This window comes from Cupriavidus sp. UGS-1 (assembly GCF_021213615.1).
GTDB lineage: Bacteria > Pseudomonadota > Gammaproteobacteria > Burkholderiales > Burkholderiaceae > Cupriavidus.
The window spans coordinates 107005-133924 of record NZ_JAJQJF010000001.1; the positions used below are offsets into that span (position 1 = coordinate 107005).

The following is a 26920-nucleotide window of genomic DNA, read 5'->3' on the forward strand; positions in this document are numbered from 1 at the left end:
TCAGCGCGCCACGGCGGCGCGGCCGCGAATGGCCGCCAGCACCAGCACGGTCGCACACGCCTCGAGGAACGCGACGAAGTACAGGCCCGACGACAGCTGGCCGGTATTGGTCTTGAACCAGCCGATCATGTACGGCGCCACGAAGCCCGCCAGATTGCCGATCGAGTTGATCAGCGCGATGCCGCCCGCGGCAGCGGTGCCGGCAAGGAAGGCGGACGGCAGCGACCAGAACACCGGGAATGCGGCCAGGATGCCGATCGACGCCAGCGTCAGCGCGACCAGGGCCAGCATCGCGCTGTGCAGCCACAGTCCGGTCAACGTCAGGCCGACCGCCGCGAGCAGTGTGGCCATCGCGCAGTGCATCCGGCGCTCGCCGCTACGGTCCGAGTGAATACCGTTCAGGACCATCGCGATGGTGCCCGCGATAAACGGAATCGCCGATACCAGACCGATCTGCAGATTGCCCTGGACGCCCAGTTCCTTGATGATCGACGGCGACCAGAACGCAATGGTGGCGTTGCCGCTGACCACGCAGAAATAGATCGCGGCGCAGATCCAGACGCGGGAATTGACGAACGCGGCCTTCAGCGTCGAATGCTTGGCGGGATCGCGATTCTCCGCCTCGATCGCCCGGGTCACCAGTTGCTTCTCGGTATCGGACAGCCAGCGCGCGTTCGCGGGTTTCTCCGGCAGGTACATCATCACCGCGATGCCGGCGAGCACCGACGGAATGCCTTCGAGCACGAACAGCCATTGCCAGTTGGCGAGGCCATCGACGCCATCCATCGTCGTCATGATGAAGCCGGCCAGCGGGCCGCCGATCACGCCGGCGATCGCAAACGACGTCATGAACAGGCCATTGATGCGCGCGCGCCGTGCCGCCGGGAACCAGTACGTCAGGTACAGCACGACGCCGGGGAAGAACCCCGCCTCGAACACGCCCAGCAGGAAGCGCAGCGCGTAGAACTGCATCGGCGTCTTGACGAAGATCATCGCCATCGACGCCAGCCCCCACAGGATCGTGATGCGGGCCAGCGTCTTGCGGGCGCCGATCTTCTCGAGCAGCAGGTTGCTGGGCACCTCGAACAGGAAATAGCCGAGAAAGAAGATGCCGGCGCCGAAGCCGTATACCGCCTCGCTGAACTGCAGGTCCTGCAGCATCTGCAGCTTGGCGAAGCCGACGTTGACGCGGTCGATCCACGCGAGGATGAACAGGAAGACCAGGAACGGAATCAGGCGGATGGCGATCTTGCGATACGCCACTTCGCATTGCCGCGCGACCTCGATGGGCTGCGCGTTCTCCAGGGCGCCAGCGGCGCCGCTCATCGCGGAAGACATGGGTGTTGCTCCTAGGGTGTGGTGGGCGGGGCCGCGCTGCATTGGCGCAGCCCTCGGACGGTCGCTGTGCTGGGGGAACACCAGCCGTGGCGGCGCGATCTTCTCTGTGCCGTGTAGTTGGGGCCGACGGGGGCCGTGTCAGCGCAGCAGCGGCTCGATGGATCCGGCCACCTGCAGCACGCGCGCGTCCCTGCCATGCAGCCCGCAAACGCTCAGGCCAATACCCGGCGCGACCGGCAATGACACCGCGCAGCCGTCCAGGAAATTGATCACGCTGGGATTGCGCAGCACCAGCGCGTTGGTCGCGAAGAAATCCTCGTCGCGCTCGAGTGCATCGAGCCGCGGCGCCGGCACCGCAACGGTGGGCATCAGCCAGGCGTCCGCCTCGCGCAGCCGCGCGGCCGCGTGTTGCTGCATCGCGCGGCGCTCGGCCAGCAGCGTGATGTAGTCGGCCGCGCTCTGTTGCGCGCCGCGCCGGATACGCTGTGCCACCCGCTGGTCGTAGCGTTCGCCATCGCGCGTCAGCCAGTCGCGATGCAGGGCCCATGCCTCGGCCGCCGTCAGGCCGCCACCTGCGTTGATCTCCGGCAAGCGGCGCAGTTCGGGGAAATCGAACGGCACGATGCGCGCGCCTTGCGCCGACAGCCGCGACAGCATGTCTTCGAATGCCTGGGCGACGTCGGCATCGACGCCATCGCAGACGAAATCGCGCGTCACGTAGAGGCGCAGCCCGGCCAGCGACGCCGGACGCGCGTCCAGCGTCTCGCCGCTCAGCACGGCATCCATCGCGGCGCAACAGGCAACCGATCGCGCCAGCGGGCCCGCGGAATCGAGCGACGTCGACAGCGGGACGGCCCCGTCGAGCGGCACGCGGCGCGCGGTCGGCTTGAAGCCGGTCAGGCCACAGAAGGCCGACGGAATGCGGATGGAGCCGCCGGTATCGGTGCCCAGCGCGGCCGCCGCCATGCCGCCCGCCACGCTCACCGCGCCGCCCGAGGTGGAGCCCCCGGCGATCCGCTCGGCATCGAACGGCGAGCGGGGCGTGCCGTAGTGCGGGTTCAGGCCAAGTCCCGAGAACGCGAACTCGCTCATATTGGTGCGGCCGATCAGCACCGCACCCGCGGCCCGCAGGCGCGCGACGGCTGGCGAATCGGCGGCCGCCGGCGCATTGCCGTCGAGCACGCGCGAGCCGGCGCGGGTCACCTGTCCGCGCACGTCGAACAGGTCCTTGATCGAAATCGGCAATCCGGCCAAGGGCGAGGCCACCAGACCGGCGGCCCGTGCCTGGTCGGCGGCGCGCGCGGCAGCGTGCGCACCGGCTCGGTCCACCTCGACGAACGCCGCGCCGCCGGCGCTGCGATGGCTGTCGATGCGCGCCAACGCCCGCTCGGTCAGCGCGACACTGGTGGTCTGTCCAGCGGCCAATTGGGCCGCCAGCGCTGCAATGGTCGGCTCGCTCATTCGGCCACCGCCAGGGTTTGCACGCGATAGGCGTGGCGCAGCGTGCGGTTGCGCACCGGGTCATGCAGTTCGACCTCGAACGCCTCGCCATGGCCCAGCTCGCCGATCACGGCCTGGGTGCCGCAGAACATCGCCGTGCCAGGCGGCAGCGAGGCCTCGCCGGTCAGGCGCTGGATCAGTTCGCGCGGATCGAGCAGGCGCGTGACCTTGCCCTCCTGGTACAGCGCGCGCTCGCCGTCGCGCACACGCCAGCAGCGCATCTCGAGACTGTCCCAGTGGTCGGCTACATCGTCGAAGCGCCAGACCTGCGTGCCGACCGGTTTGTCGCACATCTGCTTGGACACCGTCACGTCGTAGGCCTCGACCTTGCGATCGGTGTGGTCCGACCCGACGCCGACGTACAGCCCATCGTTACCCTGCAGCAGCACGACTTCGATTTCGCCGGACGAGTCGTCGCGCGGCACTTCGATGACCTCCGCCGTGGTCAGCAGCGACGCGGCCAGCGGATAGAAGGTCGGCACGCTGGCGGGCGGCTTCACGCCGATGGCCTGCAGCTCTTCGATATGGTGCTGGACGGCCTGGAGATCGCGGCCGGTCCAGCCGGCAATGATCAAACGTTGAATGTCGAGGGCGAGTTCGCCCCCGCCGGCGACTTGGAAATGCAGTGTCGGCATTGCGTACTACCTTGATTGGGGAAAAGGGGGTGGTTAGAGCGTCCGGATGATGTTCTTCCGGAATTCGTCGATATGCGTGCGGACCGCTTCCCGCACAGCGGGCACGTCCCTGCGCTCCAGTGCATCGACGATCTCCAGGTGCTCCTGGTAGACGTTCTCGAGATGCTGCGGGTCGGACAGCGACAGGAACCAGAAGCGCGCCTGCTTTTCATGCAGGCCGCGCAGCAATTCGGCCAGTACCCGGTTGCGCGAGGCGGCCGACATCGCGGTGTGGAACTTGAGGTCCAACGAGGCCAGCGCGGGGATGTCGCGACCGGCGATCAGCGGTGGCGAGCGGTCGACGATGTCGCGCATCGCCTTGAAATCGCTGTCGTGCCCGCGCTCGCAGGCCAGCGTGGCGCACAGCACCTCATTGGTGGCGCGCACCTCGATCATGTCGAGCACTTCGTTCAGCGACAGCGGCGTCACCAGCACGCCCTTGCGCGGCATGATCGACACCAGCCCTTCGACTTCCAGCCGATGCAGCGCCTGATGGACCGGGGTGCGCCCCAGGCCGAGCATGGTCGCGACCTGCGCTTCGTTCAAAGGCTCGCCGGGCCGGAATTCGCACGAAATGATGCGCCGCTTGATTTCCGTATAGGCCATTTCACGCATGGCCGCCCCCGTCTGGGAGGCGCTCTGCTGGCCGGTTTCGTCGTCGGTTCCTACCAGTCGGATGGATGTCGCCACGGTCCGCTCTCGTTCTCATCTGAAGTGAGAGTGATACTAGTGTGATATTTCACTGAGGACAAGGGTGGGATTTATCAGGGTTTACGCTGAGGGGGTAGTACATCGAGGAGGCGGGGCGGATGGGAGGCTGGCGACGTGAGTGGCAAGGACGCCGCTTTCGATGCCTACTGGCTGCCGCGGAATTCGCAGTGGGCTGACTCCGACATCGAGCTTCAAACGTGCGGCTCGCTGTTCCACCTCGGCCGCCGTGCGCAGCATAGGTCGTGGAGGGGGATAGTGGAGCGCCGCTGCCGGGATTCCCGCGGCGGGAACCGGTGCGAAGGCGCATAAAAAAATCGGGGCCGCCGACAGGCCATGCGCCCCACCGACCGCCTCCTATGAGCCATCCGGGCGAGATCGTTCTTGGCTGGCCTCGATGGTTTCCTCCAGCATCTCCAGCCGGTCCTGTCCCCAGAACAGCTCGCCGCGATAGACGTAGGAGGGTGAGCCAAAGACGCCCGCCGCGACGGCCTCGTCGGTGTAGCGCCGATACTGTTGCGAGATCTCGGCCGTTCTCGCCTTCGACAGCAGGGCGCGATCGTCCATGCCATAGGCAATCAGGATTTGCCGAAGCGTCGCCTCCGATGAAATGTCCTCATCGTCGCACCATTGCGCATGGAGGATCGCCTTGTGCAGACGGCCCACGGATAGTCCAAGGGAATCGGCCGCGATGACGATGCACGAGGCGAGATCCGCGTTCGGACACATGAAAGCCGGCTTGGGGTTGATCGGCATGCCTAGCTTGTCGCACCAGCGACGCAGTTCCGTCAGGCGGTAGGCTTGGCGCTCGGGGGAGCGCTGGTGCAGCAGGATGCCGCCGGTGCGCGCATAGATTTCGGGAAGATCGACAGGCCGGTACCGGATCGCGATGTCGTGCCGCCGCACAATCGCCTCGAGGCGGTCGGCACCGAGATAGGCCCAGTCGGAGTTCATCCAGAAGTAGTAGTCGATGGCGGCCGTGCTCATGTGCGCGCTCCTTCGGTGGTTGCCGGCGGCACGGCGAATCGAAGCGGGCCATGCATCCGTGCCGCGCTGATTACCGCAATGATGCCCAGCGCGCTCAGATACCAGACGATGTAGCGCGGGTCGCCATTGCCGTAGGCGAGCAGCGAAGTCGCGACGATCGGCGCCAGGCCTCCGCCGATAGCGCCCGAGACCTGCACCGCGATCGAAATGCCGCTGTAGCGCACTTCGGGCGGAAACTGTGCGGAAAACAGGCTCCCTTGCGGACCATACAGGCAGGCGTAGACGACACCGATGGCGATCACCATGGCGAAGGTGATCGAGCCGGGGTCGCGGTACTGCAGCATGCCGAAGAACAGCGGTGCGAAGCCGATGACGCCGACCGCGCCCGCCATGAAGACCCACTTGTAGCCCACCCTGTCGCCGAGCATGCCGAACAGCGGCATGGCGAACAGCGCAACCACCGCGCCCCACACCGTGGCGTCGAGCATGGCGATGCGCGGAATGCCGAGCGTACCGGTCGCGTAGGCCAGCGCAAAGGTCACCACCGTATAGAACCACGTCACCTCGGCCAGCCGGCCGCCGATGACGACGAGCAACTCCCTGGGGTAGCGCCGCAGCACGACCTTGGCGGGCACCTGTACCTTGTCCCCCTTGCTCTTCATCCGCTCGAAGTCGGGAGACTCGGCGACCTTGACGCGAATGAACCAACCCACCAGCAGCAGGATGACGCTGGCCAGGAACGGCACGCGCCAGCCCCATGTCAGCATGTCTTCGTCGGGCAGCGTCGACACCGCGGCCATCGCCAGGGAAGAGAGGATGAGCCCGGGCGCGACGCCGGCCTGCGGCAGGCTGCCGAAAAAGCCCTTCTTGCCTTCCGGTGCGTGCTCGACCGCCATCAGCACGGCGCCTCCCCATTCGCCGCCCACGGCCACCCCCTGCAGCAGGCGCATCAGTACCAGCAGCACGGCGGCCCAGTATCCAATGCTGTCATAGGACGGAATCAGTCCGATCAGGATGGTCGGAATCCCCATCAACAACAACGTGATCAGCAGCATCGACTTGCGGCCGACCCTGTCGCCAAAGTGTCCGAACACGATACCGCCAAGGGGGCGTGCGAAGAAGCCCACCGAGTAGGTGGCGAAGGCTGCCAGCGTGCCGGTGATCGGATCGAAGGCGGGAAAGAAGATCTTGTTGAAGATCAGGGCTGCGGCGGTACCGTAGAGGAAGAAGTCGTACCACTCGATGGTGGTGCCCATCATGCTCGCGAGTCCGGCGGTAATGTATTGGCGGCGCGACCGCGCCGCCTGTGGAACAGGCGCTGTCATAGCGGCTTCCTTGAAGTGAGATGGCGAAAGCCGACCGGTCAGGCCGCCGGCAACGGGGCGATGCCCCGGGTCTGGCGCGCCCAGTAGTCGAAAGTCGCGTTGACGATCGAGGGCTTGAGCAGATAGTCGTGCGCTTCGCGCGCGAGGGCGTCGTCGACCGGCGTCAACGCGCCGAAGGCTTGCGCGCGGATCTGCATGCGCGCCGCCCGTTCCAGATAGACCGATAGATACGTCGCCTCTTCGCACGAGGCGCCCGCGGCCAGATAGCCATGGTGCGCCAGCACGATCGCACGCTTGTCACCCAGTGCCTCGGAGATCAGCACGCCCTCCTGGTCCGCGATCGGAACGCCCGGCCAGTCCGCCAGAAAGGCGCAGTCATCGTGCAACGGCGTCATGTCCATATGCGCGATTACCAGCGGCTGGCGAGCGGCCGCCAGTGCCGACGCCCACGGGGAATGGGTATGGATGATCGATTGCACGTCGGGGCGACCCTCGTACACCCACAGATGAAAACGCGTAGCCGGGTTGGCCATGCCTTTGCCCGTCAGCGTGTTCAGGTCGCGGTCGACCTCGATGAAATCGTCGGGGGTCGCTTCATCGAAGCCAAGGCCAAAGCGCAGGGTCCAGTAAGCACCGGGCCGCTGAGAACGGACGCTGATTTGTCCGGCCAGTCCGGCTTCCTGTTCTGTCATGGCGAGGATGCGGCAGGCATAGGCCATGGTTTCCTGCACGCTGCGCTCGACGGCGTGCAGGTGCTGCGCCATGTCGCGTGTCGCGCGGGCATCGAAATAGGCCTTTTCTCTGAAGGCGGTGCTCATACTGTCTCCTGGTCATGGATGGATGCGGAACGCTGTCGTTCCAGGAGCGAGTATGAAAAGCGAACGCCATGGGAGCCATGCAGCTCAGCTCATAGCTGCTATTCCAGCGGATTGGGCGGCAGTTTGGCCGAGATGCGCATGGCGCAATCGAGCAGATCGGCAGTCAGCGGCAGCGGCTGACGGTCGGCGCGCAGGATGGCGACGACGCGGCGATGCAGCGAGGGCCGTTGTATCGGCACCTTGCGCAAGCCATAGTCCGTCAGCAGCTTCTCGGGAATGCGGTTGGGCGGGATGCACGCGCCGACGCCGGAAGAAACCAGCCTGAGCATGGCATCGATCGTTTCGGCTTCGGCCACGAATTCCGGATTCAGTCCGCTGCTGTGAATCATGCGGCGAAGGGCGTAGTGCGGCGGAAATCCGACCAGCCGCAAGGCCGAGTCGGTCAGGTCGCTGGCCTGCAATGTCGACGTGTCCCGCACGATCAGGCACATGGCATCGTCGAACAACACATGCGATACCAGCCCACCGGAATCGACGGCGGCATCGTAGACGAAGCCCAGGTCCACCTTGCCCGCCTCGACCAGCGAGACAACTTCCGGAGAGCTGCGGCCCAGCAGCGACAGGTTGACGCTCGGATGGGTGCTGACGAAGGCCGCGACCACGTCCGCGGTGAAGTAGTAGCTCAACGTATGCACGGTGGCCAGCCGAACCGTGCCCTGGCTGACGCCATGCCGCAGGCGAATGGCGTCGACGGCGCGATCGATGGCGCCATAGGCCGGCAGGACCGCCTCCTGCAGTTGCCGCCCCGCCTCGGTCAGCTCGACGCCGCGTCCGGTGCGCACAAACAGCGGCTTGCCGAGGCTGGTTTCCAGGGCGGCAAGCTGCTTGCTGATGCCGGACTGCGTCTGATCCAGTTGCTCGGCGGCCTTCGACAGCGATTTGAGTTCCGCGATCCGGAGGAAATAGCGCAGTTGGCGGTCCATGGCTTCCATGGCCGCCGTGTGCGCCGGCAAGGGCCGGGCTGTCTCTCGGGGTTTGTCAGCAGCGGGGCGGTTGGCGTCAGGCAGGCGGCCCGCTGTTATGCGGTCTCGCGGCGATTCCCGCTCGTGGCCCGCACGATGCTCGACGGCAGACAGCCGGCGACCCGCAGGAACGACCGGCGCATCGCCTGCTCGGAAGTGAAGCCGCTGCGGCGTGCGACTTCCTTCAGCGAGGCTGCGGTCGTTTTGAGCATCGCCGTTGCATGTTCGACGCGAATACGCTCCAGCGCCGCCGATGGCGATTCCTGGGTCTGCTCCATGAATTTGCGATAGAACGATCGCACCGAATGTCCGCTGTATTCGGCCATGTCCTCGGCGCGCCATGGCTCCGCCGGCCGCGCCGCGATCTGCGCAAGCAGCTCCCCGAAGGCCCCGGCGCTGCTGGTTTGCAGGCGCAGCGCATCGCTGTATTGCGCCTGACCGCCAGGCCGGCGCATGTGCACGACCAAGCGTTTGGCAACGGCCGCGGCGCAGCTGGTGCCGGCATCCTCTTCGATGAGCGCGAGTGCCAGATCGATCCCCGCGGAAACGCCCGCGGAGGTGTAGACGTTGCCATCGCGCAGGTAGATCGGGACCGGGTCGACCCGCACGCCCGGATAGGCGCGGGCAAGCCGGTCAGCCGCACGCCAATGAGTGCAGGCGGCACGTCCTTCCAGCAGTCCGCTGGATGCCAGCAAGAACGCGCCCGTACAGACCGAGCAGACCCGCCGCGCGCTTGCCGCCAACGCGGTCAACGCGTGGCGCAACGCCGGTTCGTCGCAGGCCGTGTCGACGCCCGGTCCGCCGGGCACCATCAGGGTATCGACCGGCAGCGACAGCTCGCTCCAGGGTTCGGTCAGCACGGCCAGCGGTCCGGTGCCCTTCACCGGGCCACCCATTGTGCTGACGATGCGGACGTCGTAGGCGGGGCCCCGCTCGCCCGCGGCGGTCACGAAGGCCTGCACCGGGCCGGCGAGGTCAATTGCCTGGAAGCCGGGGTAAACCAGCAGGGCGACCACCGGTGACGCCGACTTCGGCGCGGGCACGGCGGCTGGCAGCGGTTGAGGGCAAGTTGGCAGGGCCATGGGGAAGGGCGCTCCTAGTATGACTGGACGTCGTGTCCGCTGAAGCAAGCGTCGCCACGCGTTCTTGGGAGCTATCCGATGCTGGTGAATTTTGCGTTATTCGAAGGTGTCACACAACTGGACCTGACGGGGCCGTATGAAGTCCTGGTTCGCGCGCCGGGCTTTCAATGCGAGCTGGTCGCCAAGCAGGCCGCACCGGTTCGGTCCGATCGTGGCCTGATGCTGGTGCCGACCACGATCATCGCGCAGGCCTCGCCTTGCGACCTGCTGGTCGTGCCCGGCGGCCCGGGCACCGATGCCGCCCTGGTCGATCCCGAGTGGATCGCGTTCGTGCGTGAGCAGGCCGAGCAGGCGCGTTGGGTGTTCGGCATCTGCACGGGATCGCTGCTGCTCGGCGCGGCGGGTTTGCTGCACGGGCGTCGCGCCTCCGGCCACTGGCTGGCCCGCGATCTGCTGACTCAGTTCGACGCCATCCCGATGGACGACCGCACCACCATCGACGGCAAGTACTTCACGTCCGGTGGCGTGACCGCGGGCATCGACATGGCCTTGCGCGTGGTCGCCAACGTGCTCGACCAGGAGGCGGCCGAGCAGATCCAATTGCAGATCGAGTACGACCCCGAACCTCCTTTCGTTGGCGGCACGCCATTTACCGCTCGGCCGGAGATCATCGCCCGCTGCAGGAGTGCGGGCGCGCAGCGGCGCAGACTGCGCGAGGTCGCCGTACAGGAAGCCGCGCAGCGGCTGGCCCTCGAATGGAGCCGGCAATGAACGCCGCGGCCATCCGTCTTCGCCGTGCCGCCGTTGTCGTCGCTGCGATCGCGGGCATGTTCCATGGCGCGGCAGCACGCGCGGAGGCGTACCCGGCTCGGCCGGTGACCATTGTGGTGCCGTATGCAGCCGGAGGACCGATGGACCTCGTGGCGCGCCAACTCGCGGTGGTTCTGAAGGACCGGCTCGGCACCACCGTAGTGGTCGAGAATCAGGGCGGGGCCGGAGGCACGATCGGATCGCAGCGAGTCGCGCGCGCTGCTGCCGACGGCTACACGCTGCTGCTGCATCATGTCGGGCTCGCGACCGTGCCGGCGCTGTATCCGTCGCTGAAGCTCGATCCGCGGCGTGACCTGGTGCCGCTGGCGCTGGTATCGGAAGTGCCGATGATGATCGTCGTCCCATCGGGTTCATCGATAGCGGGAATCGAACACCTCGCATCCAGGAGTCGTGGCGGCCAACTGAACTGGGGAACCGCGGGGCCCGGCTCGGCCTCGTCGCTTTGCATGCGGCTGGTCGGGGCAGCGATGCGCGGCCGCGATACCGAGATCGCCTACAAGGGCACAGGGCCTGCGCTGATCGACCTGATGGCAGGACGCGTCGATGCGATGTGCGATCTGGTCACCAACCTGAAGCCGATGCTCGATAGCGGCAAGGTCGCCGCAATCGCAACGGTGTCGGAACGCCGCAATCCCTTGTTCCCCTCAGTGCCTTCGCTCGTCGAGCAAGGCTTGCCAGTGGCCAGTTTCGCGGTGTGGTACGGGTTGTTCGCCCCGTCCGGCACATCCACGGCGGTCGTGCAGGCATTGCGCCGTGCCAGTGAGGCGGCGGTGGGCGATGCTGCGTACCGCACGGCGCTGGCCGGCGCCGGGGCCGCTGTACCGAACGCCGGCGACGCTACGGGGAATCGACTCGGTGAGCGGTTGCTGCAGGACATAGCCCGGTTGCGCCCTTTGCTGACGGCTGCCGCGGAGGGCCGTCAATAGGGAAGCCGGGGACGCCGTCCCGCGAGTCGAGGCGGCAATCGTTGGCAGCGGCTATCCCAGATCGACCAGGACCTTCCCTCCCTCGATGCGCACCGGATAGCTGCGAATGTTTTCCGTCACAGGCGCGCACACCGCCGCGCCGGTCCGCACATCGAACTTGCCCTGATGCAGCGGACATTCGATCTCGTGTCCATCGAGAAAGCCGTCGCACAGCCGCGCGTGTCCATGCGTGCAGAGATTGTCGGTGGCATAGATTTCGCCATCGACGGCGTAGAGTGCAATCTCCCGTCCGGCCACTTCGACAGCGATCACGTCGTCCTGCGGCACGCTGGAAAGTGGGGCCGCTTCGGTCCAGGTTTCGGTCATCGTTCGCTCCAGGATCAAATCGGATAGATCAGCGAGTTTGGAATTATCTCGCTGTCGAAGATGCAAAGCCGCGAGGCGAAACGCAGGCCGCCCGGCGTGCGCACCACCGTGTCCAGATAGCGGCCGGTGTTCAGCACATCGGTCAGCTGATCGGGCTTGGTGCGCAGCACCGCGTAATTGGCCTCGGACACGATGCGCTCGCCGTCGGCGCTGCGCACCAGCGGTGCGCCGACGATGTGGCGCTGGTAGTAGGGATCGTGGAACAGCGTCTCCCGAATGCCGTAAATGCGATCCCGCAGCATGGCCTTGCTTTCGAACGACAGCGTCGCCAGCGGCAGGCCGCGTTCGTGGTTTTCGCGCGGCTGGACCCTGTAGAGGCAGTCGTCGGTGAAGAACTCAGGCCAGCGGTCCCAGTCGCCGTTGTCGACGACGCTGGCGTAGTCGGCGTACAAGGTCAGCAGCGCGTGGTAGTCGGCGAATTCCATCGTCATACCTCCATCACCTTGCGCCAGTAGGCGTACATACCGCGAATCAGCGTCTCGGTGACCATGTGGTCGGTGTTCTCCGCGGTGAGGCCGCCGAGTTCGGCGAGCACGCGGTGCCAGGGCTTCTGCGCGAAGCCTTGCTGCGAGCATTCGATCGCTTCGCCGTCGTCGGCCGAGACGAAGCCGGCGGGGCCGAACAGATTGGCCTGGCGTAGCCGGCGTCGCGTCATGGCTTCATCGTCGTCCTCGAAGCCGAAGTGGGTCCAGACGAAGTCGAACGCATCGGGTCCTCTCGGCTGGATATGCCGCGTCGATACCGAATTGACTTGCTGCTGGAAGATGACGCTGGGGAATATCGTCATCATCACGGCCGTGGGTTCGCCCCACCAGGGCTCGTGCACGATGTCGAGCAAGCGGTCGTCCTGCAAGGCCATCTGGTCCTTGAAGCTTGAGACACCGGTGGTGACCTCGCTTTTTCCGCCCTGTCCGCGTGTGGAAACCATCGCGGCATGACGCAAATGCGGATCCATCACGAGGCGTGCCTTGTTGTCCGCGCGCCAGAGGCCGAAGGTCACGAACCACGTATGCAGCAGTCCCGGATGGTACGGGTCCTTGATGTTCTCCTGCATCAGCTTCCAGTTGCCTGGAATGCGCTGTTTGTTGTAGCCGAGCAGCTTCAACTTGCGCCCGCTGAACAGGCGGTCGAAGTAGCCGAGGATGTCCGGGCCGAGGTAGGTCTCCAGCGATTCAACGTCGTGATCGAACGACGCGAATACCACGCCGCCGCGCGTGGCCACCTTCAATTTGGTCAGGCCGTGTTGCTCCGGCCGGAAGTCGGCGGGCATGCCCCCATTGACCTTGCCGTCCTGCTTGACACCGCGACGAAACGGCACGCCCTGTAGATTCCCTTTCAGGTCGTAGTTCCACTGGTGATACGGGCAGTGGAAGTCCTTGCGGTTGCCGCTGCGCTCGCGGCAGAACTTCATGCCGCGATGCGCGCAGACGTTTTCGACCACGTTGATATCGCCGTCCGCATCGCGTATCACGATGACGGAGCGCTCGCCAATCGCGGTGCGCTTGAAATCGCCGGGATTCTGTATCTCGGCTTCGAGGGCGACGTAGTTCCAATGACCGCGATAGAAGCAGCGCTCCAGTTCCCGCTGGTAGAGCTGCTGGTCGGTATAGACGCGGAACGGGATGCGGCTGATGCCGTCGTCGGGCCATATCGGCTCGGTGCATGCGGCGTGGATATTCATGTTTGGTCTCCCTATTTTTTTGGTCCGGTTTTCCCGGCGCCCATTTCTGAAGCGATCGAATCGTCAACCGCCCGACGCGTAGAAAGCATCGGCGTAGATGTGCTCCGTGCGGACGCCGCGATCGCGCAGCAGTACCGTTGCGGCTTCGACCATCGGCGGCGCGCCACACAGGTATGCCCGCCAGCCGGTCAGGTCGCCGTAGTCCTGCTCGACCGCCTCCGTAACAAGCCCGGTACGCAGATCGCGGTCGCTGCCCGGCAAAGTCGACACCACATCGATGCGCAGGCGAGGATGCCGCTGGGCAAGCTCGTTCAACCAATCGAATCCGTAGGCATCCCGCGGCGATCGAATGCCGAAGTACAAATGGATCGGGTTGGTCAGCCCGGCCGCAATGGCGCCGCGCACAATGGCGAGCACCGGCGCGAGGCCTGTCCCTCCGGCAATGCAAAGAATCGGATCGTCATTGCGCGTGCGCAGATACGAGGTGCCTAGCGGCCCGCTGACGCGAACGGTGTCGCCCACCTTCAGCCGATCGCAGATATATCTGGTGACGCGACCGTCCGGAACCATGCGCACATGGAATTCCAGTTCGCCTTCACCCGGCAGCCGCGCCATCGAATAGGGGCGGATATGGTGCGGCGTGAACTGCAGCATCGCGTATTGGCCCGGGGAGAACGACAGCGGCTTGGCCGGTGCGAGCCGGATCAGCTTGATGTCGTGCGTCAGGTCTGCGAGCGCCGTCACCGTGCTCCTCACGATGCGAGCGGGGTGGACGACGATCTCGTCCGGCTCAGGGATCTCGATGGTGCAGGGGCCCATCACCACGGACTGGCAGGCCAGCAGAGGGCGAGGGTCTTGCTTGCCGATGCCGCCGTTGCTGGTATTGCCATCGACGGCGTGACGCACATCGCCCTCGACCAGCCGACAGCGGCATGTGCCGCAGCGTCCCGCCATGCAGCTGTACGAGATTGGCACGCCATGCTGCTGGAGGGCGGTCAGCAAGTTCTCGCCCTGCGGTACATCGAGACGCTGTCCGTGGGGAAGGACGCGCACTTCCATATCGTCTCCGGTTCGTTGTTGTTGTTCTCGTTCTCGTACTGTCCGGCCCCCATCTTCGGGCATCGGCACAGATAAACCAATAGAATCCGCCTTATATGACCCATTCACCAAAGTGATAATGAAAAAGGAGGGGGGAGACATGCGGCTGCAAGACGTCGATCTGAATCTGCTCGTCGTGTTCGAGCACCTGCTGCGATTGCGTACGGTATCGGGCACCGCGCGCGAACTGGGCCTGACGCAACCGGCCGTCAGCAATGCGCTCGCGCGACTGCGGCGAATCTTCGACGACCAGTTGTTCGTACGCAGCGCCAAGGGGATGCTGCCGACGCCAGTGGCTGAGGATCTTGCCGAACCGGTCGCCTATGCACTGGACGCGTTGCAGTCGGCCTTGAACCGCAAGGTCGCCTTCGATCCGCTGCGCAGCGATCGCCGATTCCAGCTGGCAATGACCGATATCGGCGAAGTGCATTTCATCCCCAGGCTGATGAGCGCATTGCGGGAGCGCGCTCCCGGCGTGTCGATCGCGACCGTGCGCAATACCGCGATCAACCTGGCAGAGGCAATGAGCTTGGGGCAGGTCGATCTCGCATTGGGCCACCTGCCCGAGCTGCCATCGGAGTTCTACCAGCGCCGGCTGTTTCGCCAGCGCTATGTCTGCATGTTCCGCGCGGGCCATGCGCTGGACAAACGCATCGTGCGGCTACAGGACTTCGAGCGTGCCGACCATGTGGTGGTAACGGCCGCAGGCACTGGCCACGCGCGCGTCGATGAAATCCTGGCCAAGCTCGGAGTACGACGCAACATCCGCCTGCGCGTACCGCACTTCGTCGCACTGGCCGATATCGTCGCCACCACGGACCTGGTGGCCACCGTCACCGAGAAGTTCGCAGAGCGCAGCGCGGCATATTTCGGTCTCAAATCGATCCGCCATCCGGTCGATCTCCCGGATATCCAGATCAATCTGTTCTGGCATGGACGCTATCACCGCGATCCCGGCAATCAGTGGTTGCGGGATTTGATTTTTGAGTTGTTTGCGGAGGGGTGAGGCGGCGTGCCGACTGTCGGTCCAATGGGCAGGCCGCTGAATGGAACTCGTCCCCACTTCGGTAGGGATCAATTTCATATCCAATGGACCGTTAATCAACCGGTGACAACGCGATCTGCCGGTTGGATGTGCGTAGGAAGCGAATCAATAAAACAGACCCGCCAGTTCCGCTGCGCACTTGTATAACGCCGATGTTGCGTAATCCCACTCATTGGGGGTGTCGCCTTCCGGTGCCTTGCGCGACCATTCCGCGCTTGCTTGTTACCCACGCTGTTCTTCCCGTATTCCCCTGCTTGGGTTCTACGTCGCGGCGTGTGTCAATAGGAATGCGCAGATAGTAAGAAACTTTATTAACTGAGTTAAAAAATACTAAATTCGTCGTTTAATTAGAAATCGAGAAATTCCTCTAATTCGACGGAAATCCTAAAGAATCAATCTTTGACATCTGGCCTGCGAGTTCCTCGCTATAGTGCGCCAGCCAATCTCTTCCGCATCGTCATCTCCATGAACCGCCGCTGCTATCGCCTCGTCTTCAATCAACATCGCCGCATGCTGATGGCGGTCGAGGAGTCTGCCGCCGGCATGGGCAAGGGACGCCACGGCGCATCGCGCGCGGAACGCGCCACGGCTAATGGCGGGACGCATCAGGTCGTCGCGCGCTTCGGGTTGCCCGCGGTGACATTGGCGGCGTGGCTTGTTTGGGGACTGCCGGTGCATGTCCGGGCGCAGGTGGTGGCGGATCCTAACGCCGGTGCTCACCGGCCCACGGTCGTACAGACCGCCAATGGCCTGAATCAGGTCAATATCACTCGCCCATCCGCGGCAGGGGTGTCGACCAATGCGTTCACGCAGTTCGATGTTCCCCGTGCGGGGGTCATCCTGAACAACTCGCCGGAGATCATTGCGACGCAGCAGGCCGGCTATATCAACGGCAACCCGAACCTGTTGCCCGGCGGGTCCGCGCGCATCATCGTCAATCAGGTCACCAGCGCGTTGCCCAGCCAGTTGCGCGGATACCTGGAAGTCGCGGGTCCACGCAGCGAGGTCATCGTCGCCAATCCAAACGGCATCCTGGTGGATGGCGCAGGATTCATCAATACCAGTCGAGCCACGTTGACCACCGGAGTGCCGATGTTTGGGGGTAGCGGTAGCCTGGATGCGTATCGGGTTACCGGCGGGCAGATCAGCATCGATGGCGCCGGCCTGAATGCCGCCAACGTCGACCAGGTTGATCTGATCGCGCGCGCGGTGAGGACGAACGCAGCGCTCTACGCCAATCAGTTGAACATCGTCGCCGGCGCAAATCGCGTGGAACGCGGAACGTTGGCGACGACGCGCATCGAAGGCGTCGGCGGGGCGACCGCGCTTGGCATCGACGTCAGCCAGCTGGGCGGCATGTATGCCAACAAGATCCTTCTGGCGTCCACCGAACTGGGGGTCGGCGTTTCCAACCGAGGCGTCGTGGCGGCGCAGGCCGGCGAGCTGACGCTGACGACCGAAGGCCGACTGGTATTGGGAGGACAAACGAACGCGGGCGGTAGTCTTGTCGCCCGAGCGCGCGACGGGATCGATAACAGCGGCACCACTTATGGTGCTGGCGCCGTGTCGATGGAGACTGGCGGCGCATTGTCGAACAGTGGAATGCTGGCGGCGCGGCAAGGACTCGCCGTCAATGCCGGCGGTGTATCTTCCAGCGGCACGCTCGGCGCTGGCGTCGGCAGCAATGGATCCGTGGGGACGGACGGTGACCTGACTATCGTGTCGACCGGCGCGCTATCTGCGACGGGCCGAAATGTGGCTGGCGGCAGTGTCACGCTGCAAGGTAGCGCCTTGAATCTGGCCGGCAGTCAGACGGCCGGCAATCGTAACGTGAACCTGACCGCAGCCGGTGGCAATCTCGATCTTGCCGGCGCGGCGACAAGCGCCGGCGGTCGTATCGACGTCCAGGCGCAAGGTGCCCTGATCAACGATCGCGGCCGACTATCGAGCGGGAATGCCGTCACGGTGACCGCCGGCGCAGTATCGAATCAGTCCGGTCAGATTCTGGCGCAAGGGCCGATGATCATCCGGTCCAATGGAGCAACCAATAACACCCAAGGGGCGCTGCAATCCGCTGGTGCTCTGACAATCTCTACTGCGAACTCGCTCGATAACGCCGCAGGCCGGATTGTCTCCGTCAACGGCGATGGCTTGTCGATCGATGCCGGCACAATCGTCAATGCCGGCGGCAACACCGCGACCGGCGAAGAAGGGGGCGTGATCGGAAGCAACGGCAACGTTCGCCTTGCCGCCCAGTCGCTGGGCAACCATGGCCGGATCGAAGCAAGCGGTGACGCCAGCCTTGTCGCCGGTTCGCTGAGTAACGACAGCGGAAGCATAGCGGCGGGCGGCGCATTGACCGCCGATGTCACCGGCTCGCTGACGAACCGTGGCGGCAAGCTGGTAGCGGCGACCGCGACCGTCTTGGCCAATGCGTTGGACAACTCGGCCGGTCGCATAGAGGCGGCCCATGTAGCGATTGAGACAAAGGGTGACCTTGCCAATCGTGGCGGCGTCATCAGCCAGTACGGGCAGGGCGACACCAGGGTTGGCGCGGGTGGGGTGCTGGACAACAGCGGCGGGACCTTCGCGACAAACGGCCAGAACCTGACTATAGCCGCCGGTGCCGTCGACAACAGCGGCGGCAAGATCGAGCAAGCTGGTACGGGCGCGCTGATGTTGTCCAGTGCGGGCCTGGTCCGAAATGAACAAGGCACGATTCAGACCAATGGATCTCTGCTGACGCAGGCGGGCGCGATCGGCAATCGGACTGGCACGCTGTACGGGCAAGCCGGTCTCGTACTGCGCAGCAATGCAGATATCGACAACACCGGCGGCGACATCCAGACTGCGGGAGATTTGACGGTCTCCGGAAGCGGTGCGCTGAGCAATGCCAATGGCATGTTGGCCGCAAACGGCATGCACAGCGCGATGGCGGTGTCCGCGAACGGCATCGACAACAGCGCTGGCCGACTGGTCAATGCCGGCGACGGCGCCACGGCGGTGACGTCGAACGGCGATCTCGGTAACAACGGCGGGGTGCTCGGCGGCAACGGCGACACGACGATCGTTGCGCAGAGCCTCGCCAATGCCTCTGGAGGCAAACTCACATCGGCAGGTGCGCTCGCCCTCGAGGTCGCACGAAATCTGGACAACCGGGGCGGCACGCTGTATGGGCAGACACGGCTGCGGATTTCCAGCGGTGGGGACTTGGACAATCGTGGTGGCAACACGCAAACCGCCGGCGACCTTTCCGTCGCGGCGGGTGGTGCGCTGGTGAACGCGGCCGGCACGCTGGTCACCAACGGCTCACGCAGCACCATGCTGGTGTCAGCGGATCGTCTCGACAATAGTGGCGGCAAGCTGACCAACGCCGGCGATGGCGCCACGACGTTGACCGTCGCGGGATTGCTGGGCAACGCCGCCGGTGTGCTCGGCGGCAATGGCGATACTTCTGTTGCTGCACAAGGGCTCGTCAATACGTCGGGCGCCAGCCTGGTGGCAGGTCGAACGATGACGCTGGACGTCGATGAGAACGTCGACAATCGCGGCGGCTCGATATACGGGCAGACCGGCCTCAGTGTCAGCAACGGTGGCGTCTTCGACAACACCGGCGGCGATGTGGAAACCAATGGAAACCTCGTCGTCACGGTCGGCGGTGCATTGAACAACACGGATGGCACGCTGGCGGCAAACGGGGTCCACGGTGCCATGGCAGTATCGGCTTCGAGCATCGACAATAGCCGCGGCAAACTTGCCAATGCAGGCGACAGCACGACCACCGTGACGGCGACAGGTACGCTGACCAACGGTCGGGGCGTACTGGGCGGCAATGGCGACACCACCATCGCGGCGCGTGAACTGGTCAATACCGATAACGGCAGCGTCATCGCCGCCCGTGCTCTGAAACTGGAGATCAAACAGTCGCTGAACAATCGTGGTGGAGCGCTGTTCGGGCAGACTGGCCTGACCCTGAGCACGGGTGCTGGCATCGACAATGCCGCGGGCGATATTGAGACTAGCGGCGATCTCGCCATTACCGCGCTCGGTGCAATCAGCAACGTCGGCGGTACGCTCGCCGCCAATGGTCAGCACAGCGCCATGACCGTGTCTGCGGCCGGTATCGACAATAGCGGTGGGAAGCTCGTCAATGCAGGTGATGGAGCGACGGAAGTCGCTTCCGTGGGCGCGCTGGCGAACACGGCCGGGGTGCTTGGAGGCAACGGCAATACCACTGTGACCGCGAACGGCCTGATCAATACGTCGGGCGGCAACATCGTCGCAGGTAAAGACCTGGCTTTGCATGTCGTGCAGAACGCCAATAACAGCGGCGGTACGCTCTATGGCCAGACGGGTTTGGTCGCATCAAGCGGTGCGGGCTTCGACAACAGCCACGGCGATATACAGACTACGGGCGACATGACGCTGTCGGCGGGCGGCGCGCTGTCGAACGCGGGCGGCACCCTTTCCGCCAATGGACAACACGGCGCCATGTCGGTATCCGCAGCATCCGTGGACAACAACGCCGGACGGGTGGTCAACGCGGGCGACGGTACAACGAACGTCAATACCGCCGGTGTCATCTCCAATTACGCAGGGGTGCTTGGCGGGAATGGCAACACCACGATAGCCGCGCAAGACCTCCTCAATACCGGTGGCGGCAATGTGACCGCGGGCCGTGATCTCGCGCTTCACGTCGCGCGTACCGTCGACAATCGCGGGGGAACCGTCTACGGCGGCACTGCGCTGTCGTTGTCGCAGGCAAGCGCTTCCCTTGACAACCAGGGTGGCACATTGCTGGGCGGGCAGGATGTCATCGTCAAGGTTGCTTCGGTAGGTAATGCCGGCGGTATTGTTCGTGCCAATCGTGATATCGGTGTCGAAGGCGCCGTTGGCGGCAGCGGCGAAATGACGGCAGGCCGCAATCTGACGCTGGCCGTGACGGGCGACTACCTGAACGATGCGGCCAACAAGCTGAAGGCAGATGGCGAACTTCGTCTATCCAGCACAGGCACGCTGACCAACACCGGCACACTGGCTGCCGCCGGCAATCTCTCGGTGACGGGCACGAATGTCGTGAACGGCGCTGACGCTGTCCTCACAGGTGCATCCACCACGGTCAATGCGGGCAATGCGATAGCGAACGCGGGCCGCATTGATGGCGACACCGTGCATACCACCAGCGCCTCGCTCGACAATACCGGCACGATCATCGGCTATACGGTGCAGGTCCAGGCAGGCGACATCCTCAACAACGGACCCGCGGCCATCATCGCGGCCGCGCAGGACCTCAGGCTCTACGCCGGCAATTCGGTATCGAACCTGGACGGCGCGACGATCTATAGCGCAGGCAACCTGCAGATCGGTCGCGATGGCACGCGCGACGGTAGCGGGATGCTCGCGAACCAGACCGGATCGCTGCTGAATCGGTCGGCCACGATTGAGGCGGATGGAGATGTGGATATTGCCGCGCGGTCGGTGACGAATTCGCGTGCAAGCGTGGTGACGGAGGCGGGCACGTCGACGTCTACGACTCAGACGCTCAAGGCATGGCTGGCTGGCTTGCCAGACTTCGAGTTGACGGGGCACCAGAGCATTACCTTCCCACAATGGCGATGGCCTGGTGGCGCCGCAAAGATCAGCGCGGCAATGATGCAGGCGCTGCGGAACCCGATCACGATTGAAGTACCGAAAGCCGATGTCACGAACGTTGATACGGCCAACAAGACCCTTTCATTTACGAAGGCACCGATCGAGGAGTTCTACAACAGGGCGCCCAAGATTTGCGACGACAATAACTGCCAGCCTTGGGAAGAGGTTCTGACGCGGCCGCTCACAACTCAATCGACACAGCATTACGAGTCTATCGAAGACACAGGCGCCAGCTACAAGATAACGTTCTGGCCGGACTACGACCCCGCCCGCCATATTCGACCCGATCAAGTTCGGATTCGCTTCGACCTCGGAGTCGACAATCACGACTACAGCGAGATCGAGCGAACCACCACGACCTCGGTCAGTACGGATCGCCTCGTCAGCGCGACCGCAGCTGGCATTGTCCGAGCACAAGGCGCCATCCGCATCAATAGCGATGGCGGCGCCATCCTGAACCAGTCGTCCACGATGGCGGCCGGCGGCGATCTGGTCCGCCGCGCCATCGGTGGCTCCGTCGGCGACATCGGCACGGCGCTGCAGCAAACCACCACCACGACCGACACCTCGACTTTCTATTGGCATCAGAAGTCGGGCGGCAATAGCGACACCAAGGTGGTGCCCTATCCGACCATTCCCGTCGCTTCGACAACGGTCATGGCACTCCCGGCGATTGCATCGTCCAACCAGTCGGTGCAGACGACGGCCCGCGATGTATCGGTGACAACGGTGGATCGTGTGGGCAACACAGTGACCGGTAGTGGTGTCGCCGGAGCCGGGAAGACGAACGGTGGTGTTTCGGGTGGAAACGCGACCGCTGGCAGCGTCAGCGGCGGTGATACGACGGCCGGCGGTGTCACCGGCGGGAACATGAGTGGCGGCAATGTCAGTGGTGGCGGAGCAGTAGGAGGCCAGGTTGGCGGTGTATCCGGTCAAGCGGTCCGTCCGCAGACCGTTGGTACGGCGCAGGGCGGTCTTCCCAACCTGACGCTCCCGACGAACGGATTGTTCCGGATCCAGCCTGCACCCAACGCAACTTACCTCGTTGCCACTGATCCTCGTTTCACCCAGTACAAGTCCTTCATCTCCAGCGACTACATGCTGGGCGAACTTGGGCTGGATCCCCACAAGGTGCAGAAGCGGCTTGGCGACGGTTTTTATGAAGAGAAGCTGATACGCGACCAAGTGACGCAGCTCACTGGCCGAACCTTCCTGGCCGGCTATTCCGACCAGATGGAAGAGTACAAGGCGCTGATGAACAATGGCGTCGCTTACGCCAAGGCGTTTGGGCTGACGCCGGGGATTGGGCTGTCCGACGAACAGATGCAGCAGCTGACGACGGACATGATCTGGCTCGTTTCCCAGGACGTGACGCTATCCGATGGGACCACCCAATCGGTGCTGGTGCCGAAGCTCTATCTGGCGCAGGCGAATACGGTCAATCTGAACGACACCGGCGCCTTGGTGACCGGCAAAACCGTTTCCATCGACGCCAGCGGCAATGCCGACAATAGCGGACGCATCGTCGGCGACGTCGCAACCCAGGTCCTTGGCAATAACATCGTCAACCGCGGCACCATCGGTGGTGCCGGCAGCAACACCGTAGTCCAGGCGGCGCTCGACGTTCTGAACAAGGGCGGAACCATCACGGGCAAGGACGTCGTAGTTAGCGCGGGCCGCGACGTGGTCAATGAAACGCACGCCATCACGGCCTTGCGGACGCTTTCCAACGGCTACAGCGCCGGCGGCACCGGCATCGGGTCCGTTGCTTCCATCTCGGCCAGCGGCACGACCGCCGTACTGGCGGGGCGCGACATCAATATGAGCGGCGGCCGCGTGGACGCAGGCGAGAATGCGCTGCTTGCAGCCGGCCGGGACCTGAACATCGGAACCGTAGCGCTTGGCACCACCCAGGACGCCGTGTCGCGCGGCGGACAGAGCTACAGCCACGATCAGGTCGTGACGAACGCCGGAAGCACGCTTCACGCAGGGGAAAATCTTGTTGCGGTCGCAGGACGCGATGCCACGCTCAGTGGTTCAGAGATTCAGGCAGGCGGCAATGCGTCGCTGCTCGCCGGACGCGATACGACGGTGACCGCGGTGATGGACACTCACAGGCATAGCGAAGGATCGCTGGGCGGCAAGGGCGCGCAGTATACGCAGTCCTCGTATGACGAGACTGCGCGGGGAAGCGCCGTGCAGGCAGGTGGCAATGCCACCTTGGCGGCTGGGCAATCCGCGCTCGCCTCCGCGATGCTGCAGAGCAATGGCATCTCGCCGATCCTCGATACCAACAACGAAACCAGCAGCGGCAATCTTTCGGTGCTCGGATCCAGCGTAACGACGGGTGGTGAGTCTGGCGGTGGTGGTGTGGCACAACTGATCGCCATCGGCGACGTGACCGTCGGCACGGTCAATGAGACGCATCAATCGGATAGTTGGTCCGAAAGCAAGAAGTCCGGTTTCCTTTCCAAATCGAAGACCACGAAAGAGAGCAGCCAGCGCGACAGCATTGCGGTTGGCTCGATAGTGTCTGCAGATAGCGTAGAGGGCAGCGCCGGCCGCGATATGGTCATTAACGGTTCTACCGTCGCGGCGACAAACGACGTGACGCTGAACGCCGGCCGGGATCTGTCGATCACAAGTGCCGAGAGCACCAGTTCCAGCTACAACTTCGAGCACACTACCAAGTCGGGCTTTGGCGCTACCGGCTCCGGCCTGTCCTATGGCAAGCGCGATCAAAAGGACACGATCAATCAAAGCTCGATGACGCAGACCGGTAGCCTGGTGGGCAGTACGGACGGGAGCGTCCAGATGTCCGCAGGCAATACGTTGAAGGTCAGCGGCAGCGAACTGATTGCAGCGAAGGACATTTCTGGGATCGCGGCCGACGTCACCATCGAGGCAGCCAAGGGAACTCGGCATCATGATGAAACCCATGAGGTGAAACAAAGCGGTTTCACCCTTGGCGTTTCGGGCGGGGCAATCGGCTCGGCAATCAGCGCTGGCCAGAAAATCAACTCGGCGAGCCAGAGCAAGGATGGTCGCGCCTCGGCGCTATGGGGAATCGCGGCCGCACGCGATGTGTTTGATGCGGGCAATGTTCTTCCGGCCGGAAAGAACCCGACCGAAGGGGCGGCGATTACGCTTTCCTGGGGTAAAAGCCATAGCAAGCAAACGTTCACTGAGGACAGCACGACCCATACCGGCTCCAGCGTGACCGCAGGCGGCAATACAACGTTCGTCGCGACAGGCGTGGACGCTGGCGGCAATCGCACCGCCGGCAATATCAACATTGTCGGTTCGGACGTATCTGCCACCAATGTCGCGTTGGGTGCAAAGAACGAAGTCAACATCGTGTCGGCGACCGACACGGCGGAGAGCCACAGCACCAACAAGTCGAGCAGCGGCAGCATTGGCATTTCCTACGGCGCGCAGGGATTCGGCGTGTCAGCGTCCGCCTCGAAGGCCAAAGGAAATTCGGACAGCGTTAGCACAACACAGGTCAACAGCCACATCAGCGGTACCGATTCCGTCGCGATCGTATCCGGCGGCGATACCAATATCCTGGGTGGCGTCGTCACCGGCGGTAAAGTTGCGGCCAATGTTGGCGGCGACCTGAACCTGCAAAGCCGTCAGGACACCGAGGAGGTCCACGCCCGGCAGGAAAGCAAGGGCGGTGGCTTCAGCATTAGCCAGGGCGGTGGGTCAGCCAGTTTCTCGGCGTCCAAGGGCAAGGCTGACGGTAGCTACGCCAATGTCACCGAACAAACAGCCATTCGGGCTGGTGACGGCGGGTTCGATATCACGGTCAAGGGCAACACGGATCTTGATGGTGCGGTGATCTCCAGTACGGCGACTGCTGACAAGAACAGCTTGACCACTGGAACGCTGTCGTGGAACGACGTACGCAACCACTCGGACTTCAGCGCTACGTCTTTCGGACTCTCGGCCGGTGGCGCTTTCGGAGGCCCGGTGGGTCAAAGCAAGAGCGGTCCGACGTCGGGGAAAAACACCGGTGGCATCAGCCCAATGATCCCGCAGAGTGACAGCGGCAGCCAGGAAGGTCTCGCGCAAGCCGGGGTTTCCGCCGGGACCATTACGATTACCGATACGGCGAATCAGAAGCAGGACGTCGCGACGCTGAATCGGGATACCGCTTCCACGAACTCGACAGTGGGCAAGAACCCGGATTTGGCCAATGTATTGAGCGAGCAGGCCGACATGATGGCCGCCGCACAGGCGGCCGGTGAAGCCGTAGCGCGCACGGTAGGCGATATCGCGAACAGCAAGCAGAAGGACGCGCAGCTCGCCCTGAAGAAGGCTGAACAGGCTTACCAAGAGGATCCTAGCGATGCCAATCGCGCCGCCATCGCCGAAGCGCAAGCCGCCGTTGACGGTTGGAAAGAGGGCGGGCAGTATCGCGCGGCGTTGCATTCGGCCGGTGGTGCCTTGATCGCCGGGATCGGAGGCGGCAGTGCATTGGCGGGTGCGGCCGGAGCGGGGTTGTCATCGTTGGCGGCGCCGAAGCTCGCCGAACTTGGAAACACTGTGGCCGGCAGTATCGGAACGGGTAATGCCGATCTGAATGAAGCGCTGGGCAATCTGGCTGCCAACATTGCTGCCGGAGGTTTGGGGGCCGCCGTGGGAGGCGGAACGGGTGCCGCGACCGGCGCGAATGTGGATCGGTATAACCGGCAGCTGCACCCGGAGGAGAAAGAGCTAGCAAAGAAGATGGCTGCCAACAGTGGCGGTCGGTACACTCCCGAGCAGATCGAGGCGCAGATGCGCTTATCCAATTTGGTCGATATGAACGGTAACGTAATCGAATCTGGTAGGGCGGACACGATCAATGCCGCTACAACAAAGGTCGCGGACGCCGCCGTGACATGGCTACCTGTTCCTGGAACGACGTCGATCACAGAGTCCCAAGTCAATGCCAATCCGGAACTAATCGCCTTTATCGTTGCACAACAGAAGCAGATGATCGGTGATATTCCGTATGCTAGCCGCCAGGACTATAACGATGTAAAGCTCTACACCAATACACCGTCGCAGTTGCCGACGAGCCGTTGTGGTGCTGGGCAGGCAGACTGTGCTGCGGGTTTGCCAAGATCGATGAGTGAGGCGGAACTTCAGCGGCGGCGCACTGCGGTGGCCGAGGGGGCGGATTGGACATCCACCCAGTTGGGCCGTGCGGGTGCTACTGCAACCGCTATAGCTGGCTCCCCGTTTGTCAATCCTGCGATTAGGGCAGCCGCTGAAGGAGTTGGGCTAGGGTTACAGCTCGGTGCCTTTGGCGCCAGTGTAATAGAACAATTGGCGCGGCCAGATGTTGGGCAGACAGTTGTGGACGGAGGGCTTGGCGTCGCCGTCGATCGCGTTACTGGTATGGTCCCTTCCCTTGCACCTGTAATTAACGAAATCGGCGAGCGTGTGAAAGCTACGGATGCAGCGCATAAATTGCGGGATGGATTGAACAAATGAAATTGCAAGTTGATGGAAAATTAAAAGGATGGATCATGACAGTCCTGGTTGTTCTGGGATTGTTGATAATATTCCTAGCGATAAAGGTTGTTCCTGCCGGGGTGTGGAGGATAGTAGTTGCTTCGCTAGGCTTGGCAATAGCCGCCATCGGCGGATATGCGGCAAAAGCACAGGTCCTTGGCCTTCGTCCATTTGGAGAGCCTGCTTGGCGGAAGGCAAAACGCACGTACGTGGACAATGAAGACAATGCTTGATTGAGATATCAAATCTCGTTCTTGTGAGAAAGTCATACGTGGTCTGGAGATTTTTTGGGGAAAAAA

Annotated in this window: 18 protein-coding genes; 5 read left to right on the forward strand and 13 right to left on the reverse strand. The window is 63.7% G+C overall.

The annotated features are described in order from the left end of the window. The 9 genes from LRR16_RS00500 to LRR16_RS00540 all read right to left on the reverse strand — a co-directional run bounded on the left by LRR16_RS00500 (position 1) and on the right by LRR16_RS00540 (position 9454). Positions 1-1338 carry an MFS transporter gene (locus LRR16_RS00500; RefSeq protein ID WP_232204343.1) on the reverse strand — a complete coding sequence of 446 codons (1338 nt, stop codon included), beginning with the start codon at positions 1336-1338 and terminating at the stop codon, positions 1-3. 138 nt (positions 1339-1476) lie between these two features. Further along, positions 1477-2799, reverse strand: coding sequence for an amidase (locus LRR16_RS00505; protein ID WP_232204344.1), 1323 nt, complete (start codon positions 2797-2799; stop codon positions 1477-1479). After that, on the reverse strand, positions 2796-3473 hold the full coding sequence (locus tag LRR16_RS00510; protein ID WP_232204345.1) for a DUF2848 domain-containing protein: 678 nt from the start codon (positions 3471-3473) through the stop codon (positions 2796-2798). The genes LRR16_RS00505 and LRR16_RS00510 overlap by 4 nt, the downstream gene beginning before the upstream one ends. A 33-nt stretch (positions 3474-3506) precedes the next feature. After that, a complete protein-coding gene (locus LRR16_RS00515) occupies positions 3507-4202 on the reverse strand; it encodes a GntR family transcriptional regulator (RefSeq protein WP_370646727.1) in 696 nt (231 codons plus the stop codon). Between the two features lie 375 nt (positions 4203-4577). Beyond that, positions 4578-5207 carry a 2-hydroxychromene-2-carboxylate isomerase gene (locus LRR16_RS00520; RefSeq protein ID WP_232204346.1) on the reverse strand — a complete coding sequence of 210 codons (630 nt, stop codon included), beginning with the start codon at positions 5205-5207 and terminating at the stop codon, positions 4578-4580. After that, positions 5204-6532, reverse strand: a complete 1329-nt coding sequence (locus LRR16_RS00525; protein WP_232204347.1) for an MFS transporter — start codon at positions 6530-6532, stop codon at positions 5204-5206. The genes LRR16_RS00520 and LRR16_RS00525 overlap by 4 nt, the downstream gene beginning before the upstream one ends. A gap of 38 nt (positions 6533-6570) precedes the next feature. Beyond that, positions 6571-7350, reverse strand: coding sequence for an aldolase (locus LRR16_RS00530; protein WP_232204348.1), 780 nt, complete (start codon positions 7348-7350; stop codon positions 6571-6573). 98 nt (positions 7351-7448) lie between these two features. Next, positions 7449-8342 (reverse strand): LysR family transcriptional regulator, encoded by an 894-nt coding sequence (locus tag LRR16_RS00535; protein WP_232204349.1) that lies wholly within the window; start codon positions 8340-8342, stop codon positions 7449-7451. A gap of 86 nt (positions 8343-8428) precedes the next feature. Beyond that, positions 8429-9454, reverse strand: a complete 1026-nt coding sequence (locus LRR16_RS00540) for a GlxA family transcriptional regulator (RefSeq protein WP_232204350.1) — start codon at positions 9452-9454, stop codon at positions 8429-8431. Positions 9455-9532: 78 nt separating this feature from the next. On the opposite strand from LRR16_RS00540, the gene LRR16_RS00545 reads away from it, so the two are divergent. Next, a complete protein-coding gene (locus tag LRR16_RS00545) occupies positions 9533-10225 on the forward strand; it encodes a DJ-1/PfpI family protein (protein WP_232204351.1) in 693 nt (230 codons plus the stop codon). Then, a complete protein-coding gene (locus LRR16_RS00550; protein WP_232204352.1) occupies positions 10222-11211 on the forward strand; it encodes a tripartite tricarboxylate transporter substrate binding protein in 990 nt (329 codons plus the stop codon). Before LRR16_RS00545 ends, LRR16_RS00550 begins: the two co-directional genes overlap by 4 nt. 51 nt (positions 11212-11262) lie before the next feature. On the opposite strand, the gene LRR16_RS00555 is transcribed toward LRR16_RS00550, so the two are convergent. The 4 genes from LRR16_RS00555 to LRR16_RS00570 form a co-directional block, all read right to left on the reverse strand. Further along, complete coding sequence (locus LRR16_RS00555) at positions 11263-11577, reverse strand: non-heme iron oxygenase ferredoxin subunit (protein WP_232204353.1); 315 nt, start codon at positions 11575-11577, stop codon at positions 11263-11265. A 14-nt stretch (positions 11578-11591) separates the two neighbouring features. After that, positions 11592-12062 carry an aromatic-ring-hydroxylating dioxygenase subunit beta gene (locus tag LRR16_RS00560; protein ID WP_232204704.1) on the reverse strand — a complete coding sequence of 157 codons (471 nt, stop codon included), beginning with the start codon at positions 12060-12062 and terminating at the stop codon, positions 11592-11594. Positions 12063-12064: 2 nt separating this feature from the next. Beyond that, on the reverse strand, positions 12065-13318 hold the full coding sequence (locus LRR16_RS00565) for an aromatic ring-hydroxylating dioxygenase subunit alpha (protein ID WP_232204354.1): 1254 nt from the start codon (positions 13316-13318) through the stop codon (positions 12065-12067). A 63-nt stretch (positions 13319-13381) separates the two neighbouring features. Further along, the gene (locus LRR16_RS00570; RefSeq protein ID WP_232204355.1) at positions 13382-14377 is read right to left on the reverse strand and encodes a 2Fe-2S iron-sulfur cluster-binding protein; all 996 of its coding nucleotides are present in this window, start codon (positions 14375-14377) and stop codon (positions 13382-13384) included. Positions 14378-14516: 139 nt separating this feature from the next. Between LRR16_RS00570 and LRR16_RS00575 the strand changes: the two genes are divergently transcribed. From LRR16_RS00575 to LRR16_RS00585, 3 genes are all read left to right on the forward strand, one after another. Beyond that, the gene (locus tag LRR16_RS00575) at positions 14517-15422 is read left to right on the forward strand and encodes a LysR family transcriptional regulator (RefSeq protein WP_232204356.1); all 906 of its coding nucleotides are present in this window, start codon (positions 14517-14519) and stop codon (positions 15420-15422) included. A gap of 504 nt (positions 15423-15926) precedes the next feature. Then, positions 15927-26600, forward strand: coding sequence for a hemagglutinin repeat-containing protein (locus tag LRR16_RS00580; RefSeq protein ID WP_232204357.1), 10674 nt, complete (start codon positions 15927-15929; stop codon positions 26598-26600). Beyond that, complete coding sequence (locus LRR16_RS00585) at positions 26597-26854, forward strand: hypothetical protein (RefSeq protein ID WP_232204358.1); 258 nt, start codon at positions 26597-26599, stop codon at positions 26852-26854. The genes LRR16_RS00580 and LRR16_RS00585 overlap by 4 nt, the downstream gene beginning before the upstream one ends. Positions 26855-26920 lie beyond the last annotated feature (66 nt).